General features: G+C 61.7%; 21 protein-coding genes and 4 pseudogenes. 4 read left to right on the top strand and 21 right to left on the bottom strand.

The genetic code is table 11. The features are described from left to right. Positions 1-87 precede the first annotated feature (87 nt). Entirely contained in the window at positions 88-312 is a 225-nt protein-coding gene (locus C7H84_RS33310; RefSeq protein ID WP_121862801.1) for a hypothetical protein, read from the bottom strand. Between the two features lie 75 nt (positions 313-387). On the opposite strand from C7H84_RS33310, the gene C7H84_RS37620 reads away from it, so the two are divergent. Both C7H84_RS37620 and C7H84_RS37625 read left to right on the top strand, forming a co-directional pair. Beyond that, entirely contained in the window at positions 388-579 is a 192-nt protein-coding gene (locus C7H84_RS37620; protein ID WP_276208438.1) for an OmpW family outer membrane protein, read from the top strand. After that, positions 566-760, top strand: coding sequence for an OmpW family outer membrane protein (locus C7H84_RS37625; RefSeq protein WP_276208439.1), 195 nt, complete (start codon positions 566-568; stop codon positions 758-760). Before C7H84_RS37620 ends, C7H84_RS37625 begins: the two co-directional genes overlap by 14 nt. Positions 761-1,194: 434 nt before the next feature. Here the strand turns inward: C7H84_RS37625 and C7H84_RS33325 are convergent, their stop codons facing one another. The 14 genes and pseudogenes from C7H84_RS33325 to C7H84_RS33390 form a co-directional block, all read right to left on the bottom strand. After that, positions 1,195-2,388 carry a DUF1972 domain-containing protein gene (locus C7H84_RS33325; RefSeq protein ID WP_121862802.1) on the bottom strand — a complete coding sequence of 398 codons (1,194 nt, stop codon included), beginning with the start codon at positions 2,386-2,388 and terminating at the stop codon, positions 1,195-1,197. A 123-nt stretch (positions 2,389-2,511) separates the two neighbouring features. Further along, positions 2,512-3,312 (bottom strand): glycosyltransferase family 25 protein, encoded by an 801-nt coding sequence (locus C7H84_RS33330; RefSeq protein ID WP_121862803.1) that lies wholly within the window; start codon positions 3,310-3,312, stop codon positions 2,512-2,514. A 43-nt stretch (positions 3,313-3,355) separates the two neighbouring features. Then, on the bottom strand, positions 3,356-4,468 hold the full coding sequence (locus C7H84_RS33335) for a cellulase family glycosylhydrolase (RefSeq protein WP_121862804.1): 1,113 nt from the start codon (positions 4,466-4,468) through the stop codon (positions 3,356-3,358). Then, positions 4,465-5,373 carry a glycosyltransferase family 2 protein gene (locus tag C7H84_RS33340; RefSeq protein WP_121862805.1) on the bottom strand — a complete coding sequence of 303 codons (909 nt, stop codon included), beginning with the start codon at positions 5,371-5,373 and terminating at the stop codon, positions 4,465-4,467. Before C7H84_RS33340 ends, C7H84_RS33335 begins: the two co-directional genes overlap by 4 nt. Next, on the bottom strand, positions 5,370-6,899 hold the full coding sequence (locus C7H84_RS33345; protein ID WP_121862806.1) for a lipopolysaccharide biosynthesis protein: 1,530 nt from the start codon (positions 6,897-6,899) through the stop codon (positions 5,370-5,372). Before C7H84_RS33345 ends, C7H84_RS33340 begins: the two co-directional genes overlap by 4 nt. Beyond that, positions 6,811-7,656, bottom strand: coding sequence for a hypothetical protein (locus tag C7H84_RS33350; protein WP_162999451.1), 846 nt, complete (start codon positions 7,654-7,656; stop codon positions 6,811-6,813). The genes C7H84_RS33345 and C7H84_RS33350 overlap by 89 nt, the downstream gene beginning before the upstream one ends. Positions 7,657-7,677: 21 nt before the next feature. Next, on the bottom strand, positions 7,678-8,868 hold the full coding sequence (locus C7H84_RS33355; RefSeq protein WP_162999452.1) for a glycosyltransferase family 4 protein: 1,191 nt from the start codon (positions 8,866-8,868) through the stop codon (positions 7,678-7,680). A gap of 8 nt (positions 8,869-8,876) precedes the next feature. Then, entirely contained in the window at positions 8,877-10,130 is a 1,254-nt protein-coding gene (locus tag C7H84_RS33360; protein ID WP_121862809.1) for an O-antigen ligase family protein, read from the bottom strand. A 48-nt stretch (positions 10,131-10,178) separates the two neighbouring features. Then, on the bottom strand, positions 10,179-12,428 hold the full coding sequence (locus C7H84_RS33365) for a polysaccharide biosynthesis tyrosine autokinase (RefSeq protein WP_240462166.1): 2,250 nt from the start codon (positions 12,426-12,428) through the stop codon (positions 10,179-10,181). Positions 12,429-12,449: 21 nt separating this feature from the next. After that, positions 12,450-12,872: a low molecular weight protein-tyrosine-phosphatase gene (locus tag C7H84_RS33370; RefSeq protein ID WP_276208440.1), complete on the bottom strand. Its 423-nt coding sequence runs from the start codon at positions 12,870-12,872 to the stop codon at positions 12,450-12,452. Positions 12,873-12,962: 90 nt separating this feature from the next. Then, the gene (locus tag C7H84_RS33375) at positions 12,963-14,063 is read right to left on the bottom strand and encodes a polysaccharide biosynthesis/export family protein (protein WP_240462169.1); all 1,101 of its coding nucleotides are present in this window, start codon (positions 14,061-14,063) and stop codon (positions 12,963-12,965) included. 150 nt (positions 14,064-14,213) lie between these two features. Then, positions 14,214-15,629 (bottom strand): undecaprenyl-phosphate glucose phosphotransferase, encoded by a 1,416-nt coding sequence (locus C7H84_RS33380; protein WP_121862812.1) that lies wholly within the window; start codon positions 15,627-15,629, stop codon positions 14,214-14,216. A 256-nt stretch (positions 15,630-15,885) separates the two neighbouring features. Beyond that, a pseudogene (locus tag C7H84_RS37360) lies at positions 15,886-16,164 on the bottom strand (hypothetical protein); the annotation flags it as partial. Positions 16,165-16,506: 342 nt separating this feature from the next. Further along, entirely contained in the window at positions 16,507-17,673 is a 1,167-nt protein-coding gene (locus C7H84_RS33390) for a TDT family transporter (RefSeq protein WP_121862813.1), read from the bottom strand. Between the two features lie 89 nt (positions 17,674-17,762). Here C7H84_RS33390 and C7H84_RS33395 point away from each other — a divergent pair, with 89 nt between their 5' ends. Further along, a complete protein-coding gene (locus tag C7H84_RS33395) occupies positions 17,763-18,815 on the top strand; it encodes an RNA-guided endonuclease TnpB family protein (RefSeq protein ID WP_121862820.1) in 1,053 nt (350 codons plus the stop codon). An 874-nt stretch (positions 18,816-19,689) separates the two neighbouring features. On the opposite strand, the gene C7H84_RS33400 is transcribed toward C7H84_RS33395, so the two are convergent. Then, positions 19,690-19,941: a hypothetical protein gene (locus C7H84_RS33400; RefSeq protein ID WP_162999453.1), complete on the bottom strand. Its 252-nt coding sequence runs from the start codon at positions 19,939-19,941 to the stop codon at positions 19,690-19,692. A 224-nt stretch (positions 19,942-20,165) separates the two neighbouring features. Then, positions 20,166-21,385: pseudogene (locus C7H84_RS33405) on the bottom strand (transposase). 69 nt (positions 21,386-21,454) lie between these two features. Here C7H84_RS33405 and tnpA point away from each other — a divergent pair. Further along, positions 21,455-21,823 carry an IS200/IS605 family transposase gene (gene tnpA / locus C7H84_RS33410; protein ID WP_240462167.1) on the top strand — a complete coding sequence of 123 codons (369 nt, stop codon included), beginning with the start codon at positions 21,455-21,457 and terminating at the stop codon, positions 21,821-21,823. Between the two features lie 77 nt (positions 21,824-21,900). Here tnpA and C7H84_RS37365 read toward each other — a convergent pair. The 4 genes and pseudogenes from C7H84_RS37365 to C7H84_RS33430 form a co-directional block, all read right to left on the bottom strand. Further along, positions 21,901-22,575, bottom strand: a pseudogene (locus C7H84_RS37365) (late control protein); the annotation flags it as partial. A 7-nt stretch (positions 22,576-22,582) separates the two neighbouring features. Beyond that, positions 22,583-22,783: a tail protein X gene (locus C7H84_RS33420; RefSeq protein ID WP_121862816.1), complete on the bottom strand. Its 201-nt coding sequence runs from the start codon at positions 22,781-22,783 to the stop codon at positions 22,583-22,585. Continuing rightward, positions 22,752-23,267: pseudogene (locus C7H84_RS33425) on the bottom strand (phage tail protein); the annotation flags it as partial. The pseudogene C7H84_RS33425 and the gene C7H84_RS33420, both read right to left, overlap by 32 nt. A 169-nt stretch (positions 23,268-23,436) precedes the next feature. Next, the gene (locus tag C7H84_RS33430; RefSeq protein WP_162999454.1) at positions 23,437-24,528 is read right to left on the bottom strand and encodes a hypothetical protein; all 1,092 of its coding nucleotides are present in this window, start codon (positions 24,526-24,528) and stop codon (positions 23,437-23,439) included. Positions 24,529-24,665: the final 137 nt, after the last annotated feature.

The raw sequence follows: 24,665 nt of genomic DNA on the forward strand, positions 1-24,665 counted from the left end.
CGGCCCAACTGAGCCGCTTACGCCTTCTACCAACATGCGGTCAAAGCCTACAGCAGTACTCACCTCAATACGTATCGTCCGAGCCGCTCACATCCGGTGCCAGATTGTGACATTTGTCTGGGCGTGGAAAGAGACGAGCAGCGCTGGTCCGGTTTGCCCGACGATACACCGCAACGCACATTGACTTTGCCGGAATCCCAACGTCGCGAGAAGGTTCACTTTAGGGGAGCCGCATAGGATTTCAGCAGCCACGAAGACTTCGTCGACCGCAACGTACTTTGTCACTGACCACATCGCAGCGACCACGGTCATGGGCATTCCACCGACCTGGCACCTAACCGGTGCCGGCACTCTGAGCAGCGTCGGCGAATTGGGGACCGCACGAGCGTGGAGCCCGGCGCTCATCTTCAACCTTACTTTGGTCAACCAAGCGCGAAATTCCGACCTTATCTCGGCGCAGGTGTCACGTATACGTGGTTCGGCAATATCAACTCAGCAGCCCCGCCTCCACCGGTCAAATCTACGCTTCTCCGTCGGTTGGCACCGCACTCGGGGGCCGACAACCGTGTCGCTCAGTAAATCCTTTGCACCTGTCATCAACAGGGGACTGACGTACAGCATCGAGTCGCATTGGTCGATCAATGCATCGGTGGCATACTCGTTGGTATCAACCCGGGCTACCCTGACGACGAAGTCCTCGATCGGTACGGTGGCCAGCACCAGCAAATTCAAGATCGATCCCATCGTGACCTTCCTGTAGGTCGGATATCGATTCTGATTCCCCATGGGAACAAACGGGCGAATGCGGGTGCCAGCAATTCGGTGATTGAGACGCAGCGGGGCGCGTCCGCCGCAGGTTACGGTACTGGCGCTGGCGAACAGCCTGAAGGGTGTTTCGAGCCGGCTGATTCACCAGAAGTAGTGCCCGTGCATCGGTGCAAGTTGTGGGGCGGTGCGCGATGGTCGCCGTCCGACTTTGCCGGGTCGTGCGCCAGTACATCGAGCAGCAGCGGACGCCACACTAAGGCCGCAGAAGGATAGCTACGCTGTCCGCGCTATCCTTCCTCCCCTGAACGGGAAGGATTGCCGCGCCCCTTTTCAACCGCATCCCACACCTCGACAGGCTGGCCATTCATCGATCCGCACCCAGCAAACCGCAACCACCGGGATGCTCGGCGCGCGCATGCGTGGCGCTCACCCGCGCCATTCGCCGGTGCTCGCGTCCACGCCGATCGGGCGCTCGCCCTGCTGGCGTCCAGCCTGCGGCGCGCTCAGGAAACGCACGAACAGGTCTTCGTAATCGCCGAGAATGCGCTCCCACCGGAACTCCGCCTGATATCTGGCGAAGCTGCCCTGTCGCATCGCATCGACCGCCGCATCGTCCGTCGCCAGCGACGTCATCCATTCGTCGCATGCGTCGACGGACGAGAAATACCGGGCCGACGGCCCTGCTACCCAGCGGTTGAACCGGTTGTCATGCGCGATGACCGCACTCGATGCAGCCAACGCTTCGACCAGCGACGGATTCGTGCCGCCGACCTGATGCCCGTGCACGTAGAAACGCGCGTGGGCGCGCAGCGCGCCGACGACTTCGCCGTCGTAAATCGCGCCGGGAAACAGCACCTCACCGGACGCCGCGGCCTGCACCTGCTCGTGATACGGGTGCGCGTGCTCGTAGCGGCCGAGCACGACGAGCTTCATCCCTCTGCGGCGCTTCGAGAACGCCGTCACGATCTCCAGGATAGAGTTCTCCGCTTCGGGGCGCGCAATTACGATACCGTACCTGCCCGCTTCGAGACCATGGCGCGCGAGCACGGCAGCGTCCGCCCCGTCGGCGCCCGTGTTCGACACAGTATCGGCACCGTACGCGATCGTCGTGATCTTCGTGCGGGACACGCGCGTCGCGAGATGGTCCGCGATCGCTGGATGATCTGCGATCAGATGATTGCCGACAAGACAGCCGATGCGTTCGTTCAGCCACAGCCACACCCGCTCATGGGCGCGCCACTTGCGCCGCTTCCATTCGAGACCGTCCATGTTGATGAGGTTTACGATGCCAGCGATCCTGAGCCACGTGCAAAACACCGCCGTGTTGTAGCCGAGCGTCAGCGTAAGCGGATACTTTTCGCGTGCTGCGTCGCGGATCGACCTCCAGTCGAACTCGATCGTACCAACCGGCCCCGCTGCATGCACGCCGAACGTCACGCGTCGGATGCCGTTCCATTGATCCTCGGTTCGCGCCGCGCTGCCGACGTCGCCCTGGCAGTACACCGTCACGTCCCACCCGTTATGCGCGAGATACAGCGCCAGATGATGCGCAAACGTCTCGAACCCGCCGTGCCGGGCAGGAATGCCCCGTGCGCCCAATATCGCAATTCTCTTCTTCATATCTTCCCCGCAACTGTGCTTTTATTGTTCGCCGTCCGCCGGCGATCCGCTTCCGCAACAACACCATGACGCTCGTGCATACGCGCCGGCGCCAATGCTTTCTGGACGTAGCACATCGAGCCGCTATCGCCTTCGGAAGATGGTCTCGTGTCCACCGATCCGTCCCAGTTGGGCCAGCAGGATCGATCGATAGATCCTGCGCTTCCGGAACAGCCCGGCGATTCGCTGTCCGATCCGGCCGACGCGTCGCGCGTGCAGCGCGCCGCCGAGCGCAACGCGTTCCAACTCGATCGAGCTCGACGCAAGGTCGAGCGGATGCGACAGCGCGTCGATAAAGTACGTCGCATCGCCAAGGTCGCGCAGCAGCGGCTCCCATTCGTCGGCCCTGGCGAGCAGCGCCGTCTGGCGCGTAAGCATTCGCTCGGCGACACGGCGCGTCATCGCGTAGCAGCAGGTGCGCCACAACTGGGCGTATGCATGCCGGTTGACCCGGTAGTACGCAATTTCGTCCGCAGTGCGAAGACGCTGACCGATCAGCCAGCGACGCGACGGTAAGCCGTCCTGCCCGCCACACGCGAGAAAGAATTCGCCATCGAGCGTCGCCGCAACCCGTGCGATGTGATCGAGGTCCGCGTCGGTACCTTCAACGTCATCTTCAAGAAACAGCGCGACGCGCGCATCGGAGGCAAGAAAGCGTCCATACGCTTCCATGTGGCTCAGCGCGCAGCCGATTTCCGACGGACTCAGCAGGATCTTCCGCTCGCGAAACGCTGGCGCGCACAGGCTGAAATAGCGGCGCGCCGACAACGTGCGCCCGTCGATCGCCTCGATCCATTCGAACGACGCGCTCGTGTCCGGGAATTGCCGGCCGATCGCCACTCGCCGATCGGCGTCGCGGCTGAGCGAAACGAGATATGTCTTCATGAGACGTACGCCAATGCGCAGCGCACCGAATGAACTGCGTCGCTCATCGACTCAGCCCCCGGAGCAGCACCGCGCCGCGCGAGGACCCCGTGCCCGTACTTGCGCTTGCGCTTGCGCTTGCGCCTATCTTCGCGCTGGAGGCCGCCACGTCGAGACCCGGGTCCCACGCCGCGTTTTCCTTGTAAGCGTGATACGCCCAGCCCAGCGACAAGCCATTCATCACGTCGATCACGTCGCTCAAATAGCGGATGCCGTCGTCGCCGGACTGCACCGACGCGCTGAATTCGCCGATCAGGATCGGCACGCCGTGCGCGACGCCGTAATCGCGCGCGGCGGCAAGCGTCGCATTCAGCCTGTCGCGATTCCAGAACGTGCCGTCCACCTCGCCCGGGTAGTGCGTGCGCGCCGAATATTGCGGCAGCACGCCCTGGTGCGTGAACGCGACAGGCAGGTACATGTGCGGACTGACGACCAGATTCGCGTCACGCGGCAGGCCAAGTGCGTTCAGCGCCTCGAACATCGTGTCGTAACGACCGCGTGGATCGGGTTGCCGCGCAGGCTCGATCACGATCGCATGGTGCGTGTCGTACTGGCGGATCGTCGCGACGAGGCGCGCGACATAAGCATTCCAGTCGAACTGCACCCGAGACGTCGCCAAATTTGGCGTGACGGGCTCGTTCAACAGATCGAAACCGATCACCTGCGTCGTCTTGTCGGCATAACGGCGGGACAGGTCCACCCACAACGCGAGCAGGCGATCCTGAAACGCGGCCGTGCGCCAGAACAGATCGTCCGGCGACGTCGTATAAGGATTCGCAAAGCCGGGCGCCGTATGTGGATCGATCACCACCGCCATCCGATTCGCGTTCGCCCACTCGACGATGCGATCGAGACGCGCGAACGCCGGCTCGTTGTTCGCATACGGTGGCGCCGTCCCGATCAGCGGGTCGTCCGCGAACGACACCCGGATCACCGATACGCCGACCGATTTCAGGAAACGGATATCGCCCGCGTCGACCGCCGGCGTCACGTTGAAACCCCGCGCATGCGACCAGTCGAACCCATTGCACGCGCTCGCCCATACCAGGCAGCCAAAACCGAGCGCCTTCGCGACCGACGCCGCAGCACGTGTCGGTGTCTTACCGGACGTCATCATGAGGACAATATCTCCTTGAGCGTGCGCCGAAGCCGCACGGGACTGCCCATCCGGCAGAGTTCGTAGACAAATCGCCGCACACCGATGGTCCCGCTGGCGAGCGCTCTCACGAGGATCCACATGCCCGTCAACCGGTTCCGGATCGACGTCTTCGCGAGCTCCGGCACGACGATCGTGACCATGAACCCCCAGAACGCCGCCGCCGAAATTGCGCTCCTGAAGCCCTCGATCCAGGCGATCGATCCACGTATGTCGATCAGGTCGGACACTCGTTGCTGCCCGTCTTGATGCCAGATCGTCAGCGGTGCATCGACATAACGGAACTCGAAGCCGTCGCGCTCGAGACGCAGCGTCAGGTCCCAGTCCTGATGCTTCTTCAGGTTGACGTCGAACGGGTGGGCATGCAGCAGTTTGGCGGGCATGAGCAGGCTGCTGGTCTGTACGTATCCGCCTTGCCGGAACAGGTAGTCCGCGATCGACTCGCCTTGCGCGAGCCCCCGGTCCGGCTTCAGAAGATGGCCGCCCGGATGACTCAACAGCAGACGCGTGTAGCAGATCGCGCGCCCGGGATCCGCTGCCCGGCCGAGTTCCGAATACTGAAGCGCCAGCTTCTCGGGCATCCATTCGTCGTCGGAATCGAGGAATGCGATCAATTCGCCGTTGGCCAGTCTCACGCCCCGGTTGCGGGACGCGCCACCTTTAAGATTGCGATCGTTGCAGACGTAGATCAGGTTGTCCGCGCCGATCGCGCGAACCACCGCCTCGGTATCGTCTGTCGAGCAATCGTCAACCACAACGATTTCGAGGGGCGCATAGGTCTGCCCGAGCACGCTACGAATCGCGCGGCCGATCGTATGCGCACGGTTGTAGGTCGGGATGACGACCGAGATCAGCAGTGGCGTCATCGTGCGTCTCCCGCCGTGCGTCGGTTTCCGGCCGCGGACAGCGTGGCAACGATCCAGTCGAAACGCAGCGCCGCGTAGAGGACCGCTTCCGCCAGAAGCGTACCGGTCAGCACGATGGGGCCACGCACCCCGATCGACACCAGATACGCGCGCACCAGACAGGCCGCGGCCAGAGCGATCGCCGTGCTGCCGAGCGCGGGTCCGATTCGGCCGAGCAACATGGTCAGGCGCGAATCGAATTGCCGCATCGTTGCGTGCATCGCGATCGCGAAATTGATCAGGTTAGCGAGGCAATAGAGCTCGGCCACGCGGACGACGTCATGGCCCGCGCCGATCACGAACGCGCCGACCTGAAGTACGGTGGCGACGATGCCAAGCTGCATCAGCTGCTTCGTCCTGCCGAACGCCATGAAGACCGTGCCCGTCGTGCTGACGATCGACTGGATAAATCCGACGGGTGCGAGCCATGCGAGGATCGGCACGACAGCCGTCCACTTGCCGCCGAAAACGACGTCAACGAACTCGGCCCGCGTGATCCAAATACCGCCCATCAGCGGTCCGGTCAGGCCGACGATCAGCATGACAGTCTTCACGTACACGTCGCGCGCCTGTGGCCGATGGTCCTGCAGCCCGCTGATGACGGGAAACAGCGCGCGCGTTGCGATGAAAGTCAGGTTCTGTACCGGAAACAGCATCACCCGGTAAGCCTGCGAATACACCCCGAGGGCGATCGGGCCAAGCATCCTGCCGATGATCAGGCTGTCCGCGTTGCGCGCGAAGTAATTGATCAGATTGAACAGCGTCAGGTTGCCGCTGTAGTGGACGAGCGACCGGATGCCGCCGAGTTCAAAGCCGGACGGCGTCCAGGTGCGCGCCCGCCATAGCTGGGCCGCCGACAGCGATACGGTCACGAGCGACTGCGCGGCCAGGCAGATGACGCCGGCGCCATGCCATGCGAGTGCGACTGCCGTCAGCAGGCCGCCCAGCCCCGACGTGATTTCGATGCGCGCGAGCAGCCGAAAATTCGATTCACGCTCGTGCAGCGACTGAAACACCGCCGAACTCGCGCTGATCGGAAACACGAGCGACAGCAGCGCGAGCACGGCGGGCAGCCCATCCGACCGGAAGAAATGGCCGATGCCTGCGGCCGCGGTGCAAACGATCGCGGCCAGCCCGACGCCCACGATCAGGTTCAGTCCGTACACTGCGCCGATCGTTCGGTCGTCCAGCTCGCGGCGCTGGACAATCGCGGCCGCCGTCCCCATGTCGCGCAACAGGTGCGCAAGATTGATCGCTGCCAGCGCCATCGCCATCACGCCGAAATCGCCCGGCGCGAGCAACCGCGAAAGCAGCATCATGCCGGCGAACTGCATGCCGACCCGCGACAATTGGGAGATGGCGGCCCATCGGGCGCTATCGACAATATCCATTGCTGCGCTATTCCGGAAATCCGAATTCGAGATGCATCGCGGCGATCTGCGAATCGTTCTCGTGGTTCTCCACGTTGTGTCGCCAGAGCGCAGCATCCTGGGATCCACGCCAGAACCTCACTTCGCCGCTCGATCGCACCTTGCGCACGCGCGCGCCATTCAGCCGCGCCATCCAGTAGAACCAGATGTCGTCGCCGGTCGGACACGCCGCCAGCATCGCCGCAACGTCGTGAACCCGGTCGTCCAGCACGCCGGGGGGATAGAGAATGCCGCCCGACCCAGTCGCGAAGTTCAGTCGGTCGCCAACCAGCTTCCCGGAGCACCATCGCCAGTCGGCATAGCGCAGCGGCACGCCGCTGGCATCGAGCCGTACCTCGTGCATGCGATGGCAAAGCACTTCGCGGGACGACTCGTGGTACTGCGATACGAGATCTCGCAGCCAATGACGCCAATACACGACATCGTCGTCGGCCGTGATGATGGCGTGGCGCGGGAACGCGCTCAACGCGGGAATCAGCTTCTTGTACGAACGCAGGTCCTCGCAAATCCGGATGTCGAGCCCGTGACGGCACAGCGCACGCACGCTCGCCGGCAACTGCCCGACGTCGTGCCCGGCGATCCAGAGCACGACGGCATGCGGACGAATCGATTGCAGCAACAGCGTCTTCAACGTGAGCGCAAGCGTGCCGAAGCGCGGCGGATAGGAGGTCAACGACACGATCATCCGTTCGTCGATCGGCAATCGCACGCGCTGATGACGAAGCGACCGCCAACGAAGATTCGTCACGGCCGCGTCCGTCGAGGCGATAGCCTCGCGCTTGACGCGGGAGATCAGGTACTTTGGAAAATTCATCTTCATTCCGTCATCCGTTGCTCACGAAACCGACCGATAAACCGACATGAGCTTCCGGTAATGCTCGCTCCGGCTGAATTTCCGCTCGACGTTTCGCCGTCCTGCGCGCCCCATCGATTCGACCATCGTGCGGCTCGATGACATACGTCTCAGGGCCACCTTCAGTTGCGCGACGTCGCCTGGCTCGATCAGGATCGCATCCTCTTCGTCGCAGACCACTTCCGGCAGGCCGCCGATGCGCGACGCGATCACGGGCTTGCCGTATGCGAGCGACTCCGCGGCGGACAATCCGAACGTCTCGTAGCAGATCGACGGGACAATGCTGGCGATCGCCCCCCGGACGAAATCGCCGAGTTCATGCCGACCGCGAAACCCCGCGAACGTGACATTCGTCATCCGGCGCTGACCGCAATAGCGCTCGAGTGCGGCGCGCTCGCTGCCATCGCCGACGACGATGAGACGCTGGTCACTCATTTGTTCGAACGCGCGAATCATCGGCCACACGCCTTTGATCGATTCGAGCCGGCCGAAATAGATGAAGTACGCCCCCTTCCGGAAGCACGGCTCGATCGCACCCGCATCGACGAAGTTGTGGACGGTCGTGATCTTGCTACCCGGCACGCCCATTTCCGCGACCTTGCCCGCCTGGAATTCGCTGACCGCGATGAACCGGTCGATCTTCGATATCGATCCGCTCCACATGCTCGTGTAGCTCTCGACGGTCGACACAATCGATCTCGCCAACGAGTTCCGGTTGCACCGGTTCAAGGCGGCGTTGTAATAGCGGAACCCGGCGCATTTCTCGCAGGCCGTCCCGTTCGACAACAGCTGATAGGTCGGGCACACCGACTTGAATTCGTGCATTGTCTGCACGATCGGCACACCCGCCGCCTCGATCGCCGGCAGGATCGACGCGGTGAGCTTGCCGTAGTAGATGTGCAGATGAAAGACGTCTGGGCGGAACGCGCTAACAAAGCGTTTCACGGCGCGCTTCGCATCAAGCGAGTAGACGTAGCGGGCAACGTCGACCGGCCGGGGATTGACGAGGTCGGCCGTCTTGCGCGGAAAAAAACGGGACCACTCGGTCGGCAAGTCGTCGGGGCTGGCTGCGCAGAATGGCGCGACGTCGTGACCGTTCTCGCTCAGCAACGCGAATTCGTCGACGAGCACGCGGTCCGATCCGCCCTTCACGTGAAAATTTTGCCCACCCATCGCGATCCTCATGCGAGGCTCCCCGCGACGCCCGCCGAAGTCGAACGCCCTGTGGACCGGGCAATGGCACGGTTGTGACCCGCCGATAGCTCTATCAGGTAAAGCAGCGCGATGAAATCGCCGTTGAGACCGAACAATCGCGATTCCGACGTGTTCTCAAGGATGAACAGGCAGACGTAGCCCATCATCAGCGGGAACAGCGCGCCGCGCCGCAAGTTCGCGACGAACGAAATCAGCAGCGCGATCAGCAGTGCGACTCCTGCCACGCCAAGCGCGAACAGCAGCTCCAGGAACCCGTTGTGAGCGGACGCGACGAGAAAGCCGACGCCCGACGCGAAATCGTCGCCGTCGGTACTGTTCATCACGCTCAATTGCTCGAGGCCATAGCCGACCCACGGCGACAACGCGATCTTTCCGAGCATGTACAGCCAGATCAGATTCCGGTTCGAGATAGTTCCGTACTTTTCGTCCGTCGAGCCCAGGTCGAAGGTCACCGATACATATACGATCAGCAAACTCGCCAGCATCACACATAGCACGATCGGCACGCGGAACCGGTAGACGGCATCGCGGATCGACTCGATCCGACATCCCGACAGAAACACCGTCAGCGCAGCGACAATCAGGATTGCGGTGGCCGACTGGCTGCCGATCACGAGCATCACCGCGCAGAGCGCCACCAGTACGGAGAACTTTCGCGACCGCGTCAGCCAGTCCCAGTACGACAGCCAGAATGCGATCGCGGCAAATGACCCGAGTCCGTTCTTGTGCGTGAAAACGCCCTGCCACTTGCCGGCGTGATCGCCCACCGCGATGCCGTAATCCGGCACGAAAAACACGAACAGGAGCGACAGCACCTCGAGCACAAAGAGGCACCGAAGTGCCGCCTGAATTACCGCGTCGGTCCGCATCAGTCGCACGTGAACGATGATCAGCGCGTAGGCAGCGGACAGCAGCAGCGCCCCGCCGATCGCCGCTTTCGGCACATCCGACCACGCGGCTGAGACCAGCGAGAAGCCGACGAGCGTCAGCAGATACCGGTTCGGCTTCGGCAGAAACCGGATCGCGAGGCAAGCGAACACGACGGCGGACACCGTCAGCGCACCCCAGAGCATCGGCAGCGCATTCAACGGTCCGTCGTAACTGATCGCGTGGGTCAGGCCTTCCTCGCGCGCGCCGCCGTCCTTGGCAAGGCCGATCAGCGCGTTGAACGCGAGGATGGCCATCAGGAACGACAGTGCGCCAATGATTTTCCTGTACATACGGATGGAACCCGATAATGCTTCATGTGTGGCGACGCGGGCGAACCTTCATCGTCCGGCCCCGCCCTTGACCTTCTGGTACTGATACGCGTAATACCCGCCGCTATAGCGCCCGTAACCATGGCCGCGCCGCGGAATACCGTTGAACACGATGCCCTTCAGCTGCACGCCGCCGTTGCGCAGGCGACGGACGGTTTCGTGAATCTCCGGCATCGAGTGCTGCCCGTAACGCAGCGCGATCAGCGTCGTTCCGGCGTACTTGCCGACGACGGTCGCATCCGTTACCGCGAGCACCGGCGGGGTATCGACAAGCACGATGTCGTAGCGGACCGACACATCCTCCAAGAACGCTGTGAAGCGGTCCGTCATCAGCAGCTCCGCCGGGTTCGGGGGCACCTCACCGGTCGACAGCAGGTCGAGGTTCTCGACCACGTTCGTGTGGACAACGTCGGTGAACGCACCGGCACGAACCATGACGTCCGACAGGCCGCCGTCGCGCGAGACACCGAAAAATTCATGCAGGTGGCCGCGCCGCATATCGGCGTCGAGCAGCAGCACGCGCTTGCCGGACGCAGCCAGAACTGCGGCAAGGTTCGCCGTGGTGAACGACTTGCCGATGCCCGGACTCGGACCGGTGACCATCACGATGTTGTTCGCGCTGCCCACCATCGCGAACTGCAGCGACGTCCTCAGGCTGCGCAGGCTCTCGACCGTCGGATCGTCCGGATGGGACACCGCGAGCAGATGCGTGCCGGCATCTCCACGGCGCATCGCACGGCCGAGCGTCTTCTGGCTCTCGCTATGCGAGATGGCCGCGTAGATCGCGAGGTCGGTCGCGCGCTCGATCTGGTCGGCGCTCTCGACGCCCCGCACGATCGAGCGCCTGACGAATGCAATCGTCGTCCCCAGCCCGAGCCCCAGGATCAGGCTGAGCGCGATCACCAGCGGACGCTTCGGCTTCGCCGGCATCTCGGGTACGACGGCCCGGTCGACGATCCGGACGTTGCCCACCTTGCCGGCCTTCAGGATCTTGAGCTGCTGTGCACTGTTCAGGAGCCCAGTGTAAAGATCAGTGTCAACCGTCACGTCACGCATCAGCCGCAACGCCGACTGCTCGATATCCGGCAGTCCGGCGATGTGTCCGGACAGTGCATTGACCTCATTTTGCGCCGCCGATATCTGCCGGTTGATCGCGACGATGTTAGGGTGCTCCGGGCCGAATCGCTGCTGTAGCTCAAGCTTCTTCTGCTGTAGTTCGAGCAGCGTCGAGGTAGAATCGACCGACTGCTGCAACGCCAGCTTCGCTTCCTCGCTGAGACTGATGGTGCCGCGCTTGTTGCGGAAATTGTTATAGCGCTCCTCGGATGCTTCCAGCGCCTTTTTCAGCACCGGCAACTGCTGATCGAGAAACACGAGCGTCTTCTCCGCTTCCGCGGAGTTGAGTTGCACGTTCTGACGCACGTACTCGTCGGCAATCGCATTCAGCGTCGCACTTGTCTCGATCGGATCGCGGCCTTCCAGCGTGGTTTCGAGAATCCCCGACTGCTTGCCCTGTTCAGCGATCTTCAGCTTGCTCTGCAGATCCTCGATCCGGTTCAACTTCGAATAGCGGATCAGCCGGAAACGCGTGCCGGGGCGTGCGTCGAGTTCGCCGACCCGCATCGCGACCGGGCCGTCATCGACGCGCCCCTGCGCGAGCTGGCCCACGCGCCCGTGCAGCACCGTGTCGCCGTCGGGGTTGAGCAGCGCGTAGTTGCCCGCTTCGCCCGCGACCAGCATGAACTTCTGCTCGTAGTAGGTCTTCGGGACGTCAAACTGGTCCATGAGAATCTTTTCGCCGCCCCAGGCGAAGCTCGTCAGTCCCATGAACGGCTCGGCGAACCGGCTCTGTTCCGCATCGGCCAGCCCGCGACCTTCCGCGCGCTTCGCCATCCATTGCCCGAACAGCGGGAAGTAGCGCGGCCGAGCATCGATATACAGCTTGAGCGACGACACCGTCTTGCCGAGCACGAGGCGCGACTGCAGGATCTCGATCTCGGCCGTCGTTTCGGATTTCGCGCCGAGCAGCGGCGCAAGCTCGCCGAGCAGCGCCTTCGACGACATGTCCTGCTCCTGGACCTGCACGACCATGTCGGCCCTATAGACGGGCGTCGCGAGAAACGCATAAAGCGTGCCGAGCAACGTGATCGCACACGCGATCGAGATGATCAGCCGTCGGTTGTCCTGGAGTATCGCAAGGTACTCGCCAAGACTGATGTCGTCGTTCCGCTCGACGTCGAGGTATTGGGTCTCTGTCATTCGTTCCATATGCAAGCCGATTTACTTTGTTTCGTTGTTCAAGACCGAAAGCCAGCTGGCGACGGCTGATTCGATGTCTTTCAGCGCCCACTCGAACGCCGCCTCGCCACGCTGATACGGGTCGGCAACATCGCTTCCGGACAGGTGGCCGATGCGGAACACGCGCCCGCGCGCGAACGGATAAAGCGCCTCGACGCGCTTCTTCTGCGCATCGGTCATCGTGAAGATCACGTCAGCCGATTTCGCCATGCTCCACGACACCTGCTTCGCAATGTGATCGCTGATGTCGATCCCGCGCGAGCGCATCAGTGCGACGGCGATCGGTTCCGCGCGATTTCCGACCAACGCCACGAGGCCGGCCGAGTCGATACGGTCCGACGGGAACCGGCGCGCGAGCATCGCCACTGCCATCGGGCTGCGGCAGATATTCCCGTCGCACAGCACGAGAATCGACCGGCTGCGCTCGCCCCGGGTCGTGTCGGCCGCTTGTCCGTCGCGGCGGTGGTGGACCTCAGACAACGTATTCATGCACGATCACTTCGTCGCGATCGCAGCGGTCAACCCGGCGTTGATCGCGGGAATGAGGAGGCTCAGCACGCGGCTGAACCTGACGAGCCCGTTGCCGTCGACATACACGATGTCGTTCGGCCGGAGCAGGAACTGGTTCGCTAGGATCATCGATACCGGCGACGACGCGTCCAACCGGTAGACCTCCGGGTGCGCGGTCAACGCACCGCGCACTACGTAAAGCCGCCCGGTGTCGGCGCTGCCCGAATTGAAGCTGCCCGCCTGGGACAGTGCGTCGCTGAGCGTGAGCCGCCCGTTGCGCCGCGGGAACGCCTTCATCGGCTTGTTGACCTCGCCCATCACATAGACGCCACTGTCCTCGCGCGATGTCACGCGCAGCAGGTCACCCTGCTGCAGCACGATGTTCGCGGGATTACTGCTCTTTTCGAGCATTCCGGTCAGATCGATCCGATACGACTCGCCTTTGCGCACCAGCACGATATTGCTTTGGTCCGCCGTCGGGCCGAACCCGCCCGCACGGCCGATCGCGTCGTACAGCGTCATCGGGATGTCGTTGAGTGACTGGACGCCTGGCGAGCGCACCTCGCCATCGACATAGATCTGCCTGGCACGGAACGACGCGATTCGGACCGTGATCTGCGGATTGGTCAGTGCCTTCGACAACGCCGACGAAAGCTTGCGCTGGATATCCGCGGTCGTCATGCCGTCGACGCGGATGCGGCCGGCGAACGGAAACTGCACGGTGCCCGCATCGTCGACGACGAAGCCGATACCCGGGTCCGACGCGCGCTGCGTCATCGACTGCGGCATCGCGCCCTGTGCAAGCGCGAGCTCCGGGTGATCCCACACCGTGATCTGCAGCACATCGCCGGGTCCGACCAGATATGGCGACGCAGGGCCGCTCTCCATTACGAGCCCGGACGGACCAGGCTCGTCCTGCTGCAGTTTGCGAATCAGCGCGACGTCGATGTCCTCGATCGGGATCTGCAATTGTTCGGCCGGCGCGGATGCGGTCGCCCCCGCCACCGGCAGCGTCGCCGGAACTGACATTTTCATGCCCGGGGCCACCGCACAGCCACACACGATCCCGCTCGCGGCAATCAGCATCGCCGCGCGCGCGAGGGCCGGCCGCGGCGCGAGGCATTCAGACATTCGTCGAATCCAACCTGTTCGTAACATGTATTCCTCGTCAATCATCCCGTCTTTTTTGTCCGGGTTATCTGCACCGCTCCGCAGCGAGACCGGTCGCGCATTCCATCAATACGCGTTGCCGTGCGCTAGACCGCGCATGACTGTTGTCCACACAATCCGCATGTCGAGCCCGAACGACCAGTTCTGCAGGTAGTAGAGATCGTGCTCGACCCGCCCCTGCATCTTTTCGATTTGATCCGTTTCACCGCGATATCCGTTGACCTGCGCCCATCCCGTAATACCCGGCTTGATCCGGTAGCGCTGGATGTAGCGATCGACGAGCTTGCGGTACAACTCGTCGTGTTCCAGCGCGTGTGGGCGTGGCCCGACCACCGACATGTCGCCCTGCAGCACGTTGATAAACTGCGGCAGTTCGTCGAGACTCGTGCGGCGCAGGAACCGCCCCAGCGGCGTGATGCGCGCGTCGTGCCGGGTCGCCTGCCTGACGACGCCCGGCGGCTCCGCATGCAGCCGCATAGTGCGAAATTTGTAGATGCGGAACACACGCCCGTCCGCACCCTTGCGACGCTGTCTGAAAAATACGGGCCCGCGCGATGTCGCCTTGACGGCAATCGCGATGACCAGCATCAGGGGCAGCAGCGCCACGAGCGCCAATGCCGCGAAGCATCGATCGAAAATCTCCTTGCTCAACAGCGCCTGCGGCGGCAGCGGCGACGCGGCGAGATTGATCGCCGGCACGCCGAGCACGTCCGTCAGCGCACTGTCGAACAGCGACAACGCACTGACGTCCGGCATGAAGCGGATGTTTACGAGCTCGTCGCGGAATTCGGATACGAAGCGCAGGATCGTGCGCTCCTCGGACAACGGCAGCGCGAGCCAGAGTTCGCGCATGCCTTGCTGGCGCACATAGGCGATAAATGCAGCTTCGTTGTCGAACGTCGGAACACCTGACACCGCCCCGCGCGCCACGGAACCGAAGTCAAATACCGCTGCAGCACGAAACCCGCTCGCGGGCGACCGCTCGATCGTGCCGAGTACGCGACGGCAATACTCGCCGTGCCCGACGACCGCGACCGACCGCAAATTGATGCCCGCATGCCGCAACTGGCGCAGCATCGCGTGTACGGCCAGCCGCACCACGACGAGTGCGGTGCCCGTCATGCCCGTCCAGTATGCAAACCACAACCGCGACACGGCGTCCGACTTGTGAAGGGTGAACGTCACCACCAGTGCGCCACCCTGAGCGATCAGCCATGCCAGCGCCAATTGCCCAGCCAACCGGAACAGCGAGCGTCCGCGCCAGGACTGGTACACGCCGAACATCGGAAACAACGTCAACGAAAAGGCGCTCGAGAACGCGACGACCGTGGTGTCGAGCCGGGCATTCACGACCGCGTCGAAACGGCAATGCGCTGCCAGCACGGCACCGAACACGATCAACACCAGATCGACCGTGCGCGTGGCGGCACCCTGGACGCTCGGCGCAACCGACCTGTACTCGACATGTGATGTCTCGCTCATCTTGCCCCTGCATTCACGACGTGATCGGCTGCTCCGGAATACCGGAGCTCTCTCCATTGCGCGAACAGTCCCACCACTGCGCGTGACGGCATTCGTACAGCTGGTCGATAGCCGTTCGCCATATAGGATTCCTATTTATCAATCGCCGTGAGACGAAGAGCGAAAATTTCACGTTATTGATTCAGATCAGCGATCACGGCATGACGCCCGCATTGCGACGAGCGAATACGCGGTCGTGCATGTCCAAAAAAACGACTTATGCAGTGATGCGGTCGAGAATTAAATCTGGGAGCGAATCCTGACGTGACCGTCCGCTCGTCAATCCGAACGATCGTGCGTCGTGCCGGCGATCTGGCGTCGGCGAGCCAGTCAGACCGATTCCGGTCTTCGCGATTCGCTCTCGATCGGTGACACGAGATTCGGTGGGCGACAGCGCAATGTGTTGCCGGAACAACTTCGCAAGTCGCTCGCCGTTGCCGAGACCGGTGCACCGTCCAACCTTGTCGGCAGGCAGAGTGGTGTGGACCAGACAATGACCGAATGGCAAGCCAAGAATCAGCGCCGGCAGATTCTTCGCGTAGTTCATCTCACACCTCGCTCACTTCCTTGCGACCATGCGATGCTCCATCGAGATGCGTGAAAATCGACGTCCGAGCGACCGTACATACCTGCGAGTGGATGACCAGCTCTGAGGCCACAATACTCTCGATCCGCCCCACTGTCCGCCGTGCGAAGTGCGGCTGACAGGCCGAGCCCTGTGACGACGTGCGTTCCCCGTGCATTAAGCCTGAGGCGACGCTATCGGAGTTTCGTCAACGCGCCCACGGAGTTGGGTAACGCCGCTCTTGCTAACACGGCGGCCGGGTAACAGATGATCTTAGGTGACTACCCCATCCTTGGCGAGAGGTCGGTTGCTTGTACTAAGGCAGGGCGCAACGAATAGTTCTCCGCGCACTACCCCCTTAAGAGTCTTCCATAGAACAACGATCCAAACTGCGCCAAGCATCATCGCGAAGACTACGCCGACAGTGAGCAACACGTCAGCGCCCAGCGCGCGAGAGAGAGAGAATGTCGCCAAGGTGTAAACACCCAAGGGAAACGTGAATCCCCACCAGCCAAGATTGAAAGGCAGGCCATTTCGGCAATAGCGTGCTGTAATCAGGATGGCGATTGCCAACCACCAAAATCCGGTGCCCCACAGCATCAAAGCACAAATCAACCCGAAATCTTGCGCGAACGACGCGGTCCCTGCAAGCGCTGACCCGTCAAACAGTTGAGGCGCAACCCGCCCGAGCGCCAGCAGCCCGAGCGCCCCAGTACCGATCGGGCCCAGCGGCAGCCATCCCGTAGCTGCTAGTTCGCGGGCAGGCAACTTATGAATGAGTAGCCGAAAAAAGATGATGGTCAGCAACCCGAATGCGAGGGGAACAGAAATGGCCCACAGCATATAGCCGGCACCAACCAAGACTCGAGCGGCCTGCACATCAAGGTGCGGAGCCAGTGTCGCAGCGCTAGATGCCGCAACTTCCGGCGCGACGATCGGCAGCAAGAGCACTGCGCTAAGACGATCGGCTGCGTGATCTTGCGTGGTAAAGGCCAAGTATGGGACCCCGACAGCAACCACAACGGCAAGCACCGCATCGAACCACCATAACGCATGGGCAAGCGAATAGGCCTGGGTTCCAAAACGATCACCCGCGAATAGCACGATACCATTAATGATTGGCACAAGACCCATCGGCAATGCCCCGAGGAACATCGACTGCAATGGATGTCGCAGCATGGGGAGAATCGTACTCGGGAAAAGAATCCAACGAGCGGCGAACATGACGGCAAACACTAAGTAAAGAACGATGTCAATACACCAGAGTGTCATCGCAATGCTATCGCGCCCACTGAAATCGAACGGCAATGCGTTTAATACTAGAAATACAATACCAGTCCCCATCGTGACTGCAAACCAATTTGGCGTAAACTGACGAATCTTGGCAATGAGTCCGGTCGGAGGCGAGGCAACGCGACGGCGTGCTAGTAAAGTTTTCATCAGTTGCTCCGAGAAACCCCGTCCTTCAGGACGGGGAGGAAAGGGGCGCCGCTGTTTGACAGCGGCATTCCACCGTTAAAATGGCCGGCATGATCCTTGTCTATCGCTACCGGGTGAAATCGCTCAACGGACTGCTTAACAAGCAGAGCCGTGCGGTGAACTACGTCTGGAACTTCTGCAACGACACGCAGAAGCACGCGCTCAAGTGGGGCAAGAAGTGGCCGACCGGATTCGATCTGAACGTGCTGACGACGGGGAGCAGCAAGGAACTCGACATCCACTCCGGCACGATCAACGCGACGTGCGAGCAATACGCGAAATCGCGCAGTCAGCACCGTCGGCCCTACCTGCGCTATCGCGGCAGGAAATCGCTGGGTTGGGTGCCGCTGAAGGGCCGCGACCTGAAGCGCGAGGGCGACGCGTTCCGTTTCGCCGGCAACACCTTTCGCGTGTTCAACAGCCGTCCGCTTCCCGAAGGCAAGATCAAGGACGGCACCAACTTCGCGCAGGATGCGCGCGGCAACTGGTTTCTCAACATCGTGATCGAGATGCCGGATGTTCAGGCTCGCCCGGTCCGTTCCGGTGTCGGCATCGATCTCGGCCTGAAAGACTTCGCCACACTTTCGACGGGCGAGAAGCTGCCTAACGATCGGTTCGGTCGATGCGCGGCCGAGAAGCTGGCGAAAGCGCAACGGGCGCGAAAGCACAAACGACATATCGCGAAGCTGCATGCCAAGATCGCAAATGCTCGCGCCGATTTCCAGCACAAGCGCGCGCTCGATCTGGTGCGGCGCTTCGATTACATCGCGGTCGGCAACGTGTCGGCTGTCAAACTCGCCAGAACCAGGATGGCGAAGAGCGTCTACGACGCATCCTGGTCGTCCTTCCGAGACAAGCTCCGTTACAAGGCGATGGCGCACGGAGTCACGTTCGAGGAAGTCGACGAAAGCGGTTCGACCCAGTCCTGTTCGGCGTGCGGGTCGAAAGACAGCACGACGCGGCCGAAAGGTATCGCGGGACTGCGAATAAGAGAGTGGGCCTGCAGTGGATGTGGTGTCGTGCATGATCGAGATACCAACGCTGCCCTGAACATTCTCCGATGCGGACGTGCATCGCCAGGTGTGGGAATCCTCTCCCTTTAGGGAGAGGAGGACGTCAAAAACTTTCGCGTGATCTGGGTAACATGCTCAAAGTTTAGGCAACCCCGTAGCATAGTAAAAATACATAATTACAATTGAATCGATGCTTTATTGATATACATCGAACAAACCCATCTCGTGAGTTCGTCCGTTTGTCGATTAGGAAGCGGCACTCTGCAAAAGCAGCTGCCTGGACTAACAGCCGGCCCGAACCGCGAAATATGCCGTCGCGAGCACCTCGGACCGACGGCGGGACCTGATACCCGACCGCCGCGTCTGGCCTTGAAGTGGCCGCACCGTCGATCCCGATTTGCGCATGCCCGTACCAAGCGCTTGATGTCTTCGGCGCTGCCACCGCCCGCATCTACTGCGTGGGCATCACGATTCGCATCGCGCGTTACTGTTTCTCCTCCGATCATCACTTATCGTTCTTACAGGTTCATCGCAACCTGCCGCCGGAACCGTGGCTAGATTGATTTTTGAAAGCCACGCGGACCTGATTGCCGGCACGATATGCCTCGGTGTCCCTCCCCCGGGATGTCGATCTCTGTATCTGTGTTTATGCCACCCCAAGCGGGTGGCATTTTTTTGTTAATTGCGGTCACCGATTACTGAGGCCGAAGAAACGCCCCGGACCGCTTCGAGCTGGGTCGCTTTTTGAAAGCCGCGTCGACCGGATTACCCGCACCATATATCTCGATGGCTCTCCCCGGAGCATCGGCGTGTTGACTGATGGAGTTATGCCACCCGCTCGCGGGTGGCATTTTTTTATTCTTCGAAAATTGCATGGCCGCAGCAACGCTCAAGGTCGCCTCGAGTCAGGTTGATTTTTGAAAGTCCGACGCGCTGGATGACCGGCACAATACGAATTGATACCTCAACCCTGAGGTGTCAACCTCGATGTTGGAATTTGTGCCACCCCGAGCGGGTGGCACTTTTTTATGTCCGTCACGCGCCGTCGCCTCGGCGCCGGAATCACCAGATTGACGGACTTCGTCGACTGCTTCGCCTTGCCCGCATCGCTACCATTGAGCGTCACCACCGTGATCCAGCCACGCGATAGGTAACTATGCTCGACCGATTCGATCAGGAACGCACCGTCCGCCCCGTCCTTGAATCCCTTGAGCATCGCCGCCCTCTCCGCTGGCCGGTCCGCCCGGCGGTGCAACGTCAGTCGGCTCGCGGCCGTCTGACGGCTCAGTTTCGCCCGGCGTGAGGTAGCCGCCGCCTTCGCCATGCTCGCGCTCGATAACGCGTTCCGCTCGGTGTGGATGGCCGACGCGCCCGGTGGCGCCTCATGGTTCTGGATCTTGACATCCTCCCCCGCCTAAAGTCGGGAGATTCCTACGGCGCTCAACCTGGCATCGAGCCGGGATGAGTCGCTTCGGTAGGTTCCTGTTGCTGTCGGCATGACTGCACCGCTCACTTCACAGGCGCAACGGGCGTGTCCCGCCCTGAGAACATTGATCGCGCCGACCAGATCGGCATTTTCCTCGAAGCCACATTCGACGCACGCGAACCGCTCTTGCGTCTGCCGGTTGTCCGCCGATAGATGGCCGCAGCACGGACAGGTGCGGCTCGTGTTCTGCGGCGGCACGGCGATGAGATACCCGCCGTTCCACGCCAGCTTGTAATCCAGTTGGCGGCGGAACCCGAACCAGCCTTGATCGAGGATGGACTTGTTCAGGCCGGACTTGGCCCGAACGTTTCTTCCCGGTTTCTCGGTGTTGCCAGCCGCCGACTTGGACATGTTCCGTATCTGCAAGTCCTTGATACACACCATCGCGTGGTTTTGGCTGATCGTGGTCGTGGCCTTGTGCATGGAAGTCACGGCGGGCATTACCGATGCGGGAATGAATACGCTGGACACGGGCTTTCGCCTTCTTCCAGTTGCTGCTGAACTTCGACTTGCGGCTCATTGCCTGCTGCGCTTTGCGCAGCCGATCCTCGTGCCGCTTGAAGCTGTTCAGTGGTGTGTAGAACGTGCCATCCGACAACGTGGCGAAGCGGGCGATGCCCATGTCGATGCCGACCGCGTCCCCGTTGGGGGCGGACTGCTCGACCTCCCGTTCGGTCTGGATGCTGGCGAACCATTTGCCGCCGCTCGCGGACACGGTGATCTGCTTCACTTTGCCCAGCACATCGCGGCTGTTGCGATAGCGCAGCCAGCCGAGCTTGGGCAGGAAGATGCGGCTGTTGGCCTGATCGAGCTTGATCTGCTTCGGGTCGGGATAGCGGAAGCTGTCGCCTTGGCCCTTCTTCTTGAAGCGCGGAAACTTAACCCGCTTGGCGAAGAAGTTGGTGTAGGCCCGCTCCAAATCCTTGAGCGTCTGTTGCAGCGGATGCGTCGGCGCATCCTTGAGCCACGGCGTCTCCGCGCCGTTGCGCCATTCGGTGAGCAGCTTGCACAGCCCGGCATAGCCGAGCTTCTGCTCGCCTTGCTCATAGCGTGCCGTCTGCACCGCCAGTGCCTTGTTGAACACGAACCGGCACGACCCGGCGAAGCGGCGCATGTCGCGCTGCTGGCCGCCAGTCGGCATCAGTTCATATTTGAAGGCTTGGAGACGTTGTATGCAGATAATATAGTTTGGTGTACGAGCAACGACAGCGGTATTCGGCACGGGCGGCACTGCGTTTTTCTGATGCACGTCCATTTGGTCGTCGTGACTAAATACCGCCGCGAGGTGTTCACCAAGAACATCTTGGACGACCTGCACAGCATCTTCACCAGCGTCTGCGCCGACTTCGAGGCGGAACTGGTGGAGTTCGACGGTGAAGACGATCACGTTCACCTGTTGGTGATCTATCCGCCCAAAGTGGCCGTGTCGGTGCTGGTGAACAGCCTGAAAGGTGTTTCCAGCCGCATGATCCGCAAGCAGAACTACCCGAGCATCCGCAAGAAGCTATGGGGCAGTGCGCTGTGGTCGCCGTCCTACTTCGCCGGAAGCTGCGGCGGTGCGCCTATCGAGATCATCCGCCAGTACATCGAGCAGCAGCAGACGCCACACTGACCGTCGACAGGACGCCTACGGCGTCCGCGCTATCCTTCCCCGGCCTGACGGCCGAGGCTTGCCGCGCGCCGGGTCACGTCGAGCTTTTTGACGGTCTTGCAGTCGTGCACCTTCGCCCGCACCGCGGCAAAGTACGTCCGGTCCGGGCACTGGATGTCGCAATCGGCGAGCATCTCGGCGTGAGCGTCACAACGGGCAGCGACTTGCCGCTTGCGCTCTTGCCCGGCCCACGCGGCAGCACCAGCAAGCGGCCCGCCTACACAGTTGCGATCGCCCTGACCTGCCTGCTACCCGCGTCACGACGTGCCGGTCGCGTTCGCCGAACTGGTCCAAGCTCAGCATCTCGATGTCGAAACTCGCACACTGCTGTCCAGCCGTGACGACGCGCAAACTCGCCGACGATGTCGGCCAGTTTCACATTCGTCCGGCTACCTCGCGCTGCGTCTTCGCGCTCGCGCACATGTTCGTCGGTTGGCCGCGGATCACCACACTGGCCGGTGGCTCGCGCACGGCCACCACGTCGACCGCATACTCGCCGAGCATCGATAAGCCCTGTCCCATCCAGCCCAGCGATATCCCGAGCGTCGCCGCTTTTGGGAGGAACCGGATCCGGCCGTCGCGATCGCCCAGCGTGAGCGTGCATTCGTCCGCGTCTAGCCCCGGCTTGTCGACGGTGCGGATCTCCAGCGCTCGGCTTTGAATTTCCCTCCCCACGTCCTCGCCTTCGCGATGACCTGGAACATCGCCTGCATTTCAATTTCACAACTGGATAGACTTGTCATGCGGGCGCTCGAATTCGGGCATCCCGATGCGTACACTACCCTCGAACGGCTGGGGCGTGGCCACGAGCCCGGGATTGGCGTCATACACGGTCTCGACACTGCCCCGCAAGCTACCGTACGCGCGGTGGCAAAGCGTGTCGAGGAGGTCACCCTCCCACGTGCTTAAAATCTTCGCCATAGCGGCCAAACTCCAGACTGAAGGTTTGTTTGCGCGGCACGCCGTCGGCGAGCAGCGCGTGTTGTTCTTCGTCGATGCGCTGCAGGTACCAGCGGCCGAGCACGTCGCCCGCGCCGGTCGTGAGCTGCACCGGTTTCATGTCGGCGCCGATCGCCCGCAGCCGCTTGATCTGGCGCACGCCGGCACCGAGCTGTGGAAACACCACGCCTGAGAGCGTGATCGTCTCGCCGCAAACGCTGACTGCCTGCAGCGCTTCCTGGCGGTTCAGGCGCTCCTGGGTCGCGACCCGGTAGTGGGTGGCACGCCGCAGCGTGTCGAACGCGGACGTCGACAGGTTGAAGTGGAACGTCTGGCCACTCTCGGTCAAAATGGGCATCAGGTGCGGCGTACTCGAGAACGCGTCGTCGCGCACGCCCATCCCGAGCGACCCCAGTGGCTGACTTTCCGCCCGCCGCGCATGTCGCGTTCCTTCGAGCTGCGCAGCGAGCGGTGCTCGAACGACCCCGTTCCGTCGAATCGGGTATGAGAGTGTCACGGTGACCTGATGGGCTCCTCAAACAAAAAATGGCGAGCAGGGGCCCGCCATTCGGTTGCAATAACGGCGCGTTGCAGTTTGACCGTCCCACCGGCGGATAGTCTTCACCGAGCGTCAATCAAAATACTTGAGCCATCACAGCAGTGATGTTAAGAGGTATTCCACGATCCCTCGAAATCGGCACCGTCAGTCGATTACCATCGGATTTGACGCGTTGACCGTCGACTTGCCAACCGGCCAGCTTCCAGCCTCCCGTCGCGCAGGCCTCCACATGGATCTTGGTGCCACGCTCATAACGCATTGCACCATCGTCCTCCCACATATCAGGTGAGCGCGTGATCCATACACGCCCGGTTTCCGAATTGGGGAACACATTCATGCTCAGCCGTACTGAATTCTCCATCGTGACCAAGTGCTTCGGCTTGCCAAGTTGGGTGTGGTAGGTCGCAACAATCGGCATAGTCCACCCCAATACTTTTGCGGCGTTTGCCTCCCCCTCCACGCCCGTGGGCTCTCCTGAATCGGGCCAAATCACATCCGGGTTCGAGAAATTCGGAATACGGGTGCGCTTCACGACACCATTTCGATGCGTCATGACGGTACAGTATTTTCGGAACGGCTCCAGGGTCCAACCGCGCGCCTCACCCACCTCCGGAAGAACCGACATAACATCACCAACATTCCCCAAGCCAAAGACGTGCCCCATTTCATGGGTCCACGTCAACCCGGAAAGGCAGTCGTGGTCGACAACCACATAGGCGGACTCGAATGTGTCCACGCTAATGCGACCCGGCGGAGCAAGGGCATAGCCTAGGGATTCTCCCGAGAGCACTGCACAAATCACCGCATCGGCTTGATGATTCCGTCGTGCCGACTTGACGACCGAGTTGTCCTTTAGTTCCCACGCGAACGTGTTGCTGACCTTCTCCCGGTCATCTTCTAGCATCATCACATGTACGACCTCGATACGATGCGCGACGAGAGAATTCTGCAACACCCGGTTCGTCTGCCGCTCGAATGCCCGCGCTGTCAGCCACATCGACCCATGATCATAGTCATGCGCCTTGAACACCGAGCGCTGGTAGCAAACCAACACGCGCACCGTCACCGGCCCTTGTGCCGGCACAACCGGCGGATAAGGCAGCGGAAAAACCGGCTGGGGACCACGCAAACAACTGCATTCGGGTTTGTCCTTTTCTGAAGACGTCATCGCTTACTCCTCAACGATCCATGGCGTTCCCCATGCTATTCCGGTACTTCATTTTTTGTTTTCAAAAAATCGGCCTGCCCATTCTGATCCGAGTTCGAGGTTCAGCATAAGAGCGGCTAAGAGGCCAGTTCAAAAAG

This window comes from Burkholderia sp. Nafp2/4-1b (assembly GCF_003635165.1).
Taxonomy (GTDB): Bacteria; Pseudomonadota; Gammaproteobacteria; order Burkholderiales; family Burkholderiaceae; genus Burkholderia.

Excerpts from the sequence above, each read along its gene's own strand:
- C7H84_RS33310 (WP_121862801.1), bottom strand. The coding sequence starts at position 312 with ATGACCGTGGTCGCTGCGATGTGGTCAGTGACAAAGTACGTTGCGGTC.
- C7H84_RS33325 (WP_121862802.1), bottom strand. The coding sequence starts at position 2,388 with ATGAAGAAGAGAATTGCGATATTGGGCGCACGGGGCATTCCTGCCCGG.
- C7H84_RS33330 (WP_121862803.1), bottom strand. The coding sequence starts at position 3,312 with ATGAAGACATATCTCGTTTCGCTCAGCCGCGACGCCGATCGGCGAGTG.
- C7H84_RS33335 (WP_121862804.1), bottom strand. The coding sequence starts at position 4,468 with ATGATGACGTCCGGTAAGACACCGACACGTGCTGCGGCGTCGGTCGCG.
- C7H84_RS33340 (WP_121862805.1), bottom strand. The coding sequence starts at position 5,373 with ATGACGCCACTGCTGATCTCGGTCGTCATCCCGACCTACAACCGTGCG.
- C7H84_RS33345 (WP_121862806.1), bottom strand. The coding sequence starts at position 6,899 with ATGCTGCGCTCTGGCGACACAACGTGGAGAACCACGAGAACGATTCGC.
- C7H84_RS33350 (WP_162999451.1), bottom strand. The coding sequence starts at position 7,656 with ATGAATTTTCCAAAGTACCTGATCTCCCGCGTCAAGCGCGAGGCTATC.
- C7H84_RS33355 (WP_162999452.1), bottom strand. The coding sequence starts at position 8,868 with ATGGGTGGGCAAAATTTTCACGTGAAGGGCGGATCGGACCGCGTGCTC.
- C7H84_RS33360 (WP_121862809.1), bottom strand. The coding sequence starts at position 10,130 with ATGTACAGGAAAATCATTGGCGCACTGTCGTTCCTGATGGCCATCCTC.
- C7H84_RS33365 (WP_240462166.1), bottom strand. The coding sequence starts at position 12,428 with ATGACAGAGACCCAATACCTCGACGTCGAGCGGAACGACGACATCAGT.
- C7H84_RS33375 (WP_240462169.1), bottom strand. The coding sequence starts at position 14,063 with ATGCTGATTGCCGCGAGCGGGATCGTGTGTGGCTGTGCGGTGGCCCCG.
- C7H84_RS33380 (WP_121862812.1), bottom strand. The coding sequence starts at position 15,629 with ATGAGCGAGACATCACATGTCGAGTACAGGTCGGTTGCGCCGAGCGTC.
- C7H84_RS33390 (WP_121862813.1), bottom strand. The coding sequence starts at position 17,673 with ATGAAAACTTTACTAGCACGCCGTCGCGTTGCCTCGCCTCCGACCGGA.
- C7H84_RS33395 (WP_121862820.1), top strand. The coding sequence starts at position 17,763 with ATGATCCTTGTCTATCGCTACCGGGTGAAATCGCTCAACGGACTGCTT.
- C7H84_RS33400 (WP_162999453.1), bottom strand. The coding sequence starts at position 19,941 with ATGCTCAAGGGATTCAAGGACGGGGCGGACGGTGCGTTCCTGATCGAA.
- tnpA (WP_240462167.1), top strand. The coding sequence starts at position 21,455 with ATGCACGTCCATTTGGTCGTCGTGACTAAATACCGCCGCGAGGTGTTC.
- C7H84_RS33420 (WP_121862816.1), bottom strand. The coding sequence starts at position 22,783 with ATGGCGAAGATTTTAAGCACGTGGGAGGGTGACCTCCTCGACACGCTT.
- C7H84_RS33430 (WP_162999454.1), bottom strand. The coding sequence starts at position 24,528 with ATGACGTCTTCAGAAAAGGACAAACCCGAATGCAGTTGTTTGCGTGGT.